This window comes from Acinetobacter harbinensis (assembly GCF_000816495.1).
Classification (GTDB): domain Bacteria; phylum Pseudomonadota; class Gammaproteobacteria; order Pseudomonadales; family Moraxellaceae; genus Acinetobacter; species Acinetobacter harbinensis.
Genome location: NZ_JXBK01000001.1, coordinates 2,562,612 through 2,567,609 on the forward strand (window position 1 = coordinate 2,562,612; position 4,998 = coordinate 2,567,609).

The 4,998-nt window shown below is 34.3% G+C and carries 4 protein-coding genes and 2 pseudogenes; all 6 read right to left on the reverse strand.

Annotation, left to right across the window (positions count from 1 at the left end):
- On the reverse strand, window positions 1-786 hold a 786-nt coding region (locus SE27_RS13550), incomplete at its 3' end, for a glycosyltransferase family 2 protein (protein ID WP_052251739.1).
- An 8-nt stretch (window positions 787-794) separates the two neighbouring features.
- A complete protein-coding gene (locus tag SE27_RS11885) occupies window positions 795-1,922 on the reverse strand; it encodes a DegT/DnrJ/EryC1/StrS family aminotransferase (RefSeq protein WP_039623629.1) in 1,128 nt (375 codons plus the stop codon).
- Window positions 1,922-2,086, reverse strand: a pseudogene (locus tag SE27_RS14265) (DapH/DapD/GlmU-related protein); the annotation flags it as partial. The pseudogene SE27_RS14265 and the gene SE27_RS11885, both read right to left, overlap by 1 nt.
- A gap of 63 nt (window positions 2,087-2,149) precedes the next feature.
- Window positions 2,150-2,779: pseudogene (locus SE27_RS13700) on the reverse strand (WxcM-like domain-containing protein); the annotation flags it as partial.
- A gap of 1 nt (window position 2,780) precedes the next feature.
- Window positions 2,781-3,653, reverse strand: coding sequence for a glucose-1-phosphate thymidylyltransferase RfbA (gene rfbA / locus SE27_RS11900; RefSeq protein WP_039623630.1), 873 nt, complete (start codon window positions 3,651-3,653; stop codon window positions 2,781-2,783).
- Window positions 3,650-4,711 (reverse strand): dTDP-glucose 4,6-dehydratase, encoded by a 1,062-nt coding sequence (gene rfbB, locus SE27_RS11905; RefSeq protein ID WP_039623631.1) that lies wholly within the window; start codon window positions 4,709-4,711, stop codon window positions 3,650-3,652. Before rfbB ends, rfbA begins: the two co-directional genes overlap by 4 nt.
- Window positions 4,712-4,998: the final 287 nt, after the last annotated feature.

Below are 4,998 nucleotides of genomic sequence, written 5' to 3' on the forward strand. Positions count from 1 at the left end.
ATAATAAACATATCTAATATCATCAAAAAGCACTTGATTATAGTTAAAAAAAACTTCTTCTTTTTTACAAATTTCTTCAAAAATTAATGTATTTTCTAAAATAAAAACATAGTTTTTATTAATCCCTCTAGTAACAGAGTTAGCATTAAACCTATACAAATAAGCAGCATCACTTAATTTTATTTTATTAGCATAATAAAAAGATAATTTTGTTACGACTTCATCATTATTTACAAAATTTTGATTATTTTCTTTTAGATAACGATTATTTGCTTTAACGAACACATCTTTTCTATAAATCCCCAAACCATGCATCCCCCATTGACCAATACAATTTATGAATGCATCCTTCCCATCAATAATTTTTTTATCGGTAAAATAGTCAAACTTTTTAAAACTTTCATTTGTTGCATCAACAGATGTACATAAGTCAAAAAGAACAATATCAATTTCATCATATTCAAATCCTTTCATCGATTTTTCGACTGTATCTAAATGAAATTCATCATCACAATCTAAAAAGGTAACAAACTCACTGTTTGCATGATCTAAGCCCATTTTTCTCGCAGCTAAAGCACCAGCATTTTCTTGATAAAAATATTTAATATAAGAATACTTTTGGAGATACATATGGATAATTGATGATGTCTGATCAATAGACCCATCATCAACAATGATCACTTCGATATTTTCATATGTTTGATTTACTAAGCAATCCAAACATTGACGAATATTATTTTCTTCATTATATGCCGCAACAATAATACTACATAAAGGATTTAACATTATATTGACTAATCTTTTTCTATTGGGAAAAAAGCATTGCATAAACTTACAACCTTTTCAGCTTCATGTAAACCTAAAGTCGAGCCCATCGGTAAACTTAATATTTGCTGATGGATGCGTTCAGTCACAGGAAAACTCAAATCATTCCATTCTGTATAAGCCTGTTGTTTATGCGGAGGAATGGGATAGTGAATTAAGGTTTGAACGCCATTTTCTAGTAAATATTGTTGCAGTTGATCTCTGTATTGCGTTTGAATGACGAATAAATGCCATACATGTTTTTTATATTCAAGTGCATTAATCTGATTCAGAGGTAATTTAAGATATGTATTTTTTATTTTAGATAAATATAGATTTGCAATTTGACGACGATGAATCGTTTCTTGATCCAAATATTTCAGTTTTACATCCAACATTGCTGCTTGTATTTCATCTAGACGGCTGTTTACACCTGCTACTAAATTTTTATATTTCTCATGCGAGCCATAATTCCTCAAAGCTTTCAACATACTCGCTAATTCGACATCATTGGTAGTGACTGCTCCAGCATCACCTAAAGCACCCAAATTTTTCCCTGGATAGAAGCTAAAGCCTGATGCATCGCCCCAATTTCCAGCACGAACACCATTAATTTCAGCACCATGAGCTTGTGCAGAGTCTTCCAACACCAATAAATGATGTTGCTGAGCAAGTTGTATAATTTTTGGCATATCAGCCAACTGCCCATATAAATGTACTGCGAGTATTACTTTAGTTTTTGGCGTAATGGCTTGCTCAATAGCTTCAATAGAAATATTTAAGCTGTTAACATCGGGTTCAACCAATATCACTTTTAAGTTATTTGCAGTGATCGCCAAGATACTGGCAATATATGTATTTGCAGGAACAATAACTTCATCATCCTCTTTGAGTTGCCCTAATTCTTTCCACGCTCTTAAGACTAAGATGAGTGCATCAAGACCATTCGCCACACCAATTGCAAATTGAGTACCACAATATTTTGCAAAATTTTGTTCAAATATCTCAAGTTCTTGACCACCAATATACCAACCCGAATCTATAACGCGATTACAGGCGGCTTTTAGTTCAGCATTATATTGTTGATTTACTTTTTTTAAGTCTAAAAATGGGATCATTCTTCTATAAAACCTTTAATAAATGCGGGATTACCTATCACAATTGCTTTTTCAGGTACATCTTTAGTGACTACTGCACCCGCCCCAATCATTGCATTTTTACCAATCTTAACTCCAGGTAGAATAGTGGCATTCGCTCCAATACTGGCACCTTGCTCAATCACCGTTCTGAAAAATTCTTCTGGATATTGTTTAGAGCGTGGATGTTTATCATTGGTAAAAGTAACGTTAGGTCCAATAAAGACATTATCTTGAATGGTAATTCCATCCCAAAGAAAAACACCTGATTTTACGGTCACGTTATTCCCAATCACTACATCATTTTCAATTAAAGTGTGCGCACAAATATTGCAGTTCTTGCCAATTTCAGCTTGTGCTAAAATCACGCTATACTGCCAAATTCGACTGTCTTCACCAATGTATACACTCTGCACATCTGCTAAAGGATGAATATAGGGCTGATGTGCTATTTTAACAAAGTCAGAATAATCGCGAATATAATCTGACTCATCATAGTATTCACTAGCAAGTACTAATAAAACACAATCCTCTGAAAAGTCATGCATTTCGCGCCACATCAAACTTTCAATCAACAAGCCTTTTAAAGGAGAATTTAGGATAACTTCTTCTTTGTGATGGCCATTATCCAAAATAAATTTACAACTACCCTGTAAGCAAATAGCAATTTGCTTTAAATTTTTATGTGCATGAAAACCGCGAGCTTGCTGATCATTCGTTTTAAAAATGTAATAAATCCGCTTTAATTCAAACGGTATCGACTGATTAGATTCTAATGCAACCAAACCACCTCGTGGATCACTTAAATTGGGGAGATCGATTAATTGAACTAAACTCATTTCATTCACTTACCAAAGAAATTAAATATTGACCATAGTCATTTTTACGCATGCTTTGACCAATTTCTAAAATTTGTGCTGAAGTTAACCAGCCATTGTTAAAGGCGATTTCCTCTAAACATGCCACTTTATAACCTTGACGTTTTTCAATGGTTTCAACAAATTGTGCGGCTTGTAATAAGCTTTCATGCGTACCTGTATCTAACCAAGCAAAACCACGTCCGAGTAGTTCTACATTAAGATCGCCTCGCTCCAGATACATTTGATTGACTGTGGTAATTTCAAGCTCACCGCGATCTGAGGGTTTAACTTGTTTAGCAATTTGAATGACATCATTGTCATAAAAATAAAGGCCTGTGACTGCAAAATTTGATTTTGGCTGCTTGGGTTTTTCTTCTAAAGAAATAGCACACTTATTTTGATCAAACTCGACCACACCAAAACGTTCAGGGTCTTTGACTTGATAACCAAATACGGTTGCGCCATGTTTACATGCAAGTGCTTGTTTAAGCATTGGGGTGAAGCCTTGACCATAAAAAATATTATCGCCCAATACTAAACAAACGTTACTTTTCCCGATAAAATCTTCACCAATAATAAAGGCCTGTGCTAAACCATCAGGGCTAGGCTGGATCGCATAGCTAAGCTCAACACCAAAAGTAGAACCATCACCCAATAAGCGTTTAAAGCTTTCAATATCTTCGGGTGTGGTAATAATCAAAATTTCACGAATTCCTGCCAACATCAAAACTGATAGTGGATAGTAAATCATCGGCTTGTCATAAATAGGCAATAACTGCTTAGATATCCCTTTTGTGATCGGATATAAACGTGTTCCCGAACCACCCGCGAGAATAATACCCTTGGTATTCATGATTGTTGTACTCCTAATCTCTCGCGTTGATAACTCCCATCTTGCACTCGATGGCACCAATCCAAATGACTCAAATACCATTCTACAGTTTGACGAATCCCTGTTTCAAAAGATTGCTTTGGTGCCCAACCTAATTCATTTTTTATTTTACTCGCATCAATTGCATAGCGCTGATCATGTCCCGGACGATCTTTAACAAAAGTGATTAAAGAAGCATAGGATTGCTGGTCAGCTCTAGGTTGAAGCTCATCTAAAATCTGGCAAATTGTTCGAACGACCTCGATATTCTGTTTTTCATTATGTCCGCCAATATTATAGGTTTCCCCTACTATCCCTTGGGTCGCTACAACATATAAAGCACGTGCATGATCTTCCACAAATAACCAATCCCGCACTTGCTGACCATTACCATAGATGGGTAATTTTTTACCTTCTAAGGCGTTCAGAATCACCAAAGGAATTAACTTTTCTGGAAAATGATAAGGACCATAATTATTCGAACAATTGGTAATTAATACTGGTAATCCATAAGTACGATGCCATGCACGAACCAAATGATCCGAACCGGCTTTACTAGCAGAATAAGGAGAACTAGGATCGTAAGCAGTTTTTTCTGTAAATAAATCTGTAGTTCCCTTTAAATCTCCATAAACCTCATCAGTTGAAATATGATGAAATCGAAAACGCTGTTTTTTATCTTGGGTTAATGTTAACCAATATTTTCGAGTTGCTTCTAAGAGTGTATAGGTTCCGACGATATTGGTTTGAATAAATGCTGCTGGACCATCAATTGAACGATCTACATGAGATTCAGCGGCTAAGTGCATGATAACATCAGGTTGAAAATTATTTAGGGCTTGCTCTAAAGCCGTGGCATCACAAATATCAATTTGATTAAAATAATATCGAGAATTCTGCTCAATATCAGACAAAGATTCTAAATTACCCGCGTAGGTTAACTTATCAATATTTAATACATCATGTTGAGTATTTTGAATGAGATAGCGGATAACTGCTGAACCAATAAAGCCTGCGCCACCAGTAATGGAAATTCTCATAAATTATTTCTTGCTCTAGACGCTTCTTAAAAGATATTATATCTTGCTCTTAGCAAATTAAAATAGCTTATTAGCAGAGATTTTTTATAAAATTTAACTAGAGACTCTATTTTATTAAGATTTTTAATTTTACAGATAACATATAAAAAGTATTTTATTGATTTTTTCTTTCATTAAATTACTATATTTAGAAACACACTTGGAAATAAAGAAATCTATATGATCAATCGATCTATTCAACGCCTTGTTTTTAAAAAAGAATTTAAAATTTCTTATTTAGAGAAAGT

Excerpts from the sequence above, each read along its gene's own strand:
- rfbB (WP_039623631.1), bottom strand. The coding sequence starts at position 4,711 with ATGAGAATTTCCATTACTGGTGGCGCAGGCTTTATTGGTTCAGCAGTT.
- SE27_RS11885 (WP_039623629.1), bottom strand. The coding sequence starts at position 1,922 with ATGATCCCATTTTTAGACTTAAAAAAAGTAAATCAACAATATAATGCT.
- rfbA (WP_039623630.1), bottom strand. The coding sequence starts at position 3,653 with ATGAATACCAAGGGTATTATTCTCGCGGGTGGTTCGGGAACACGTTTA.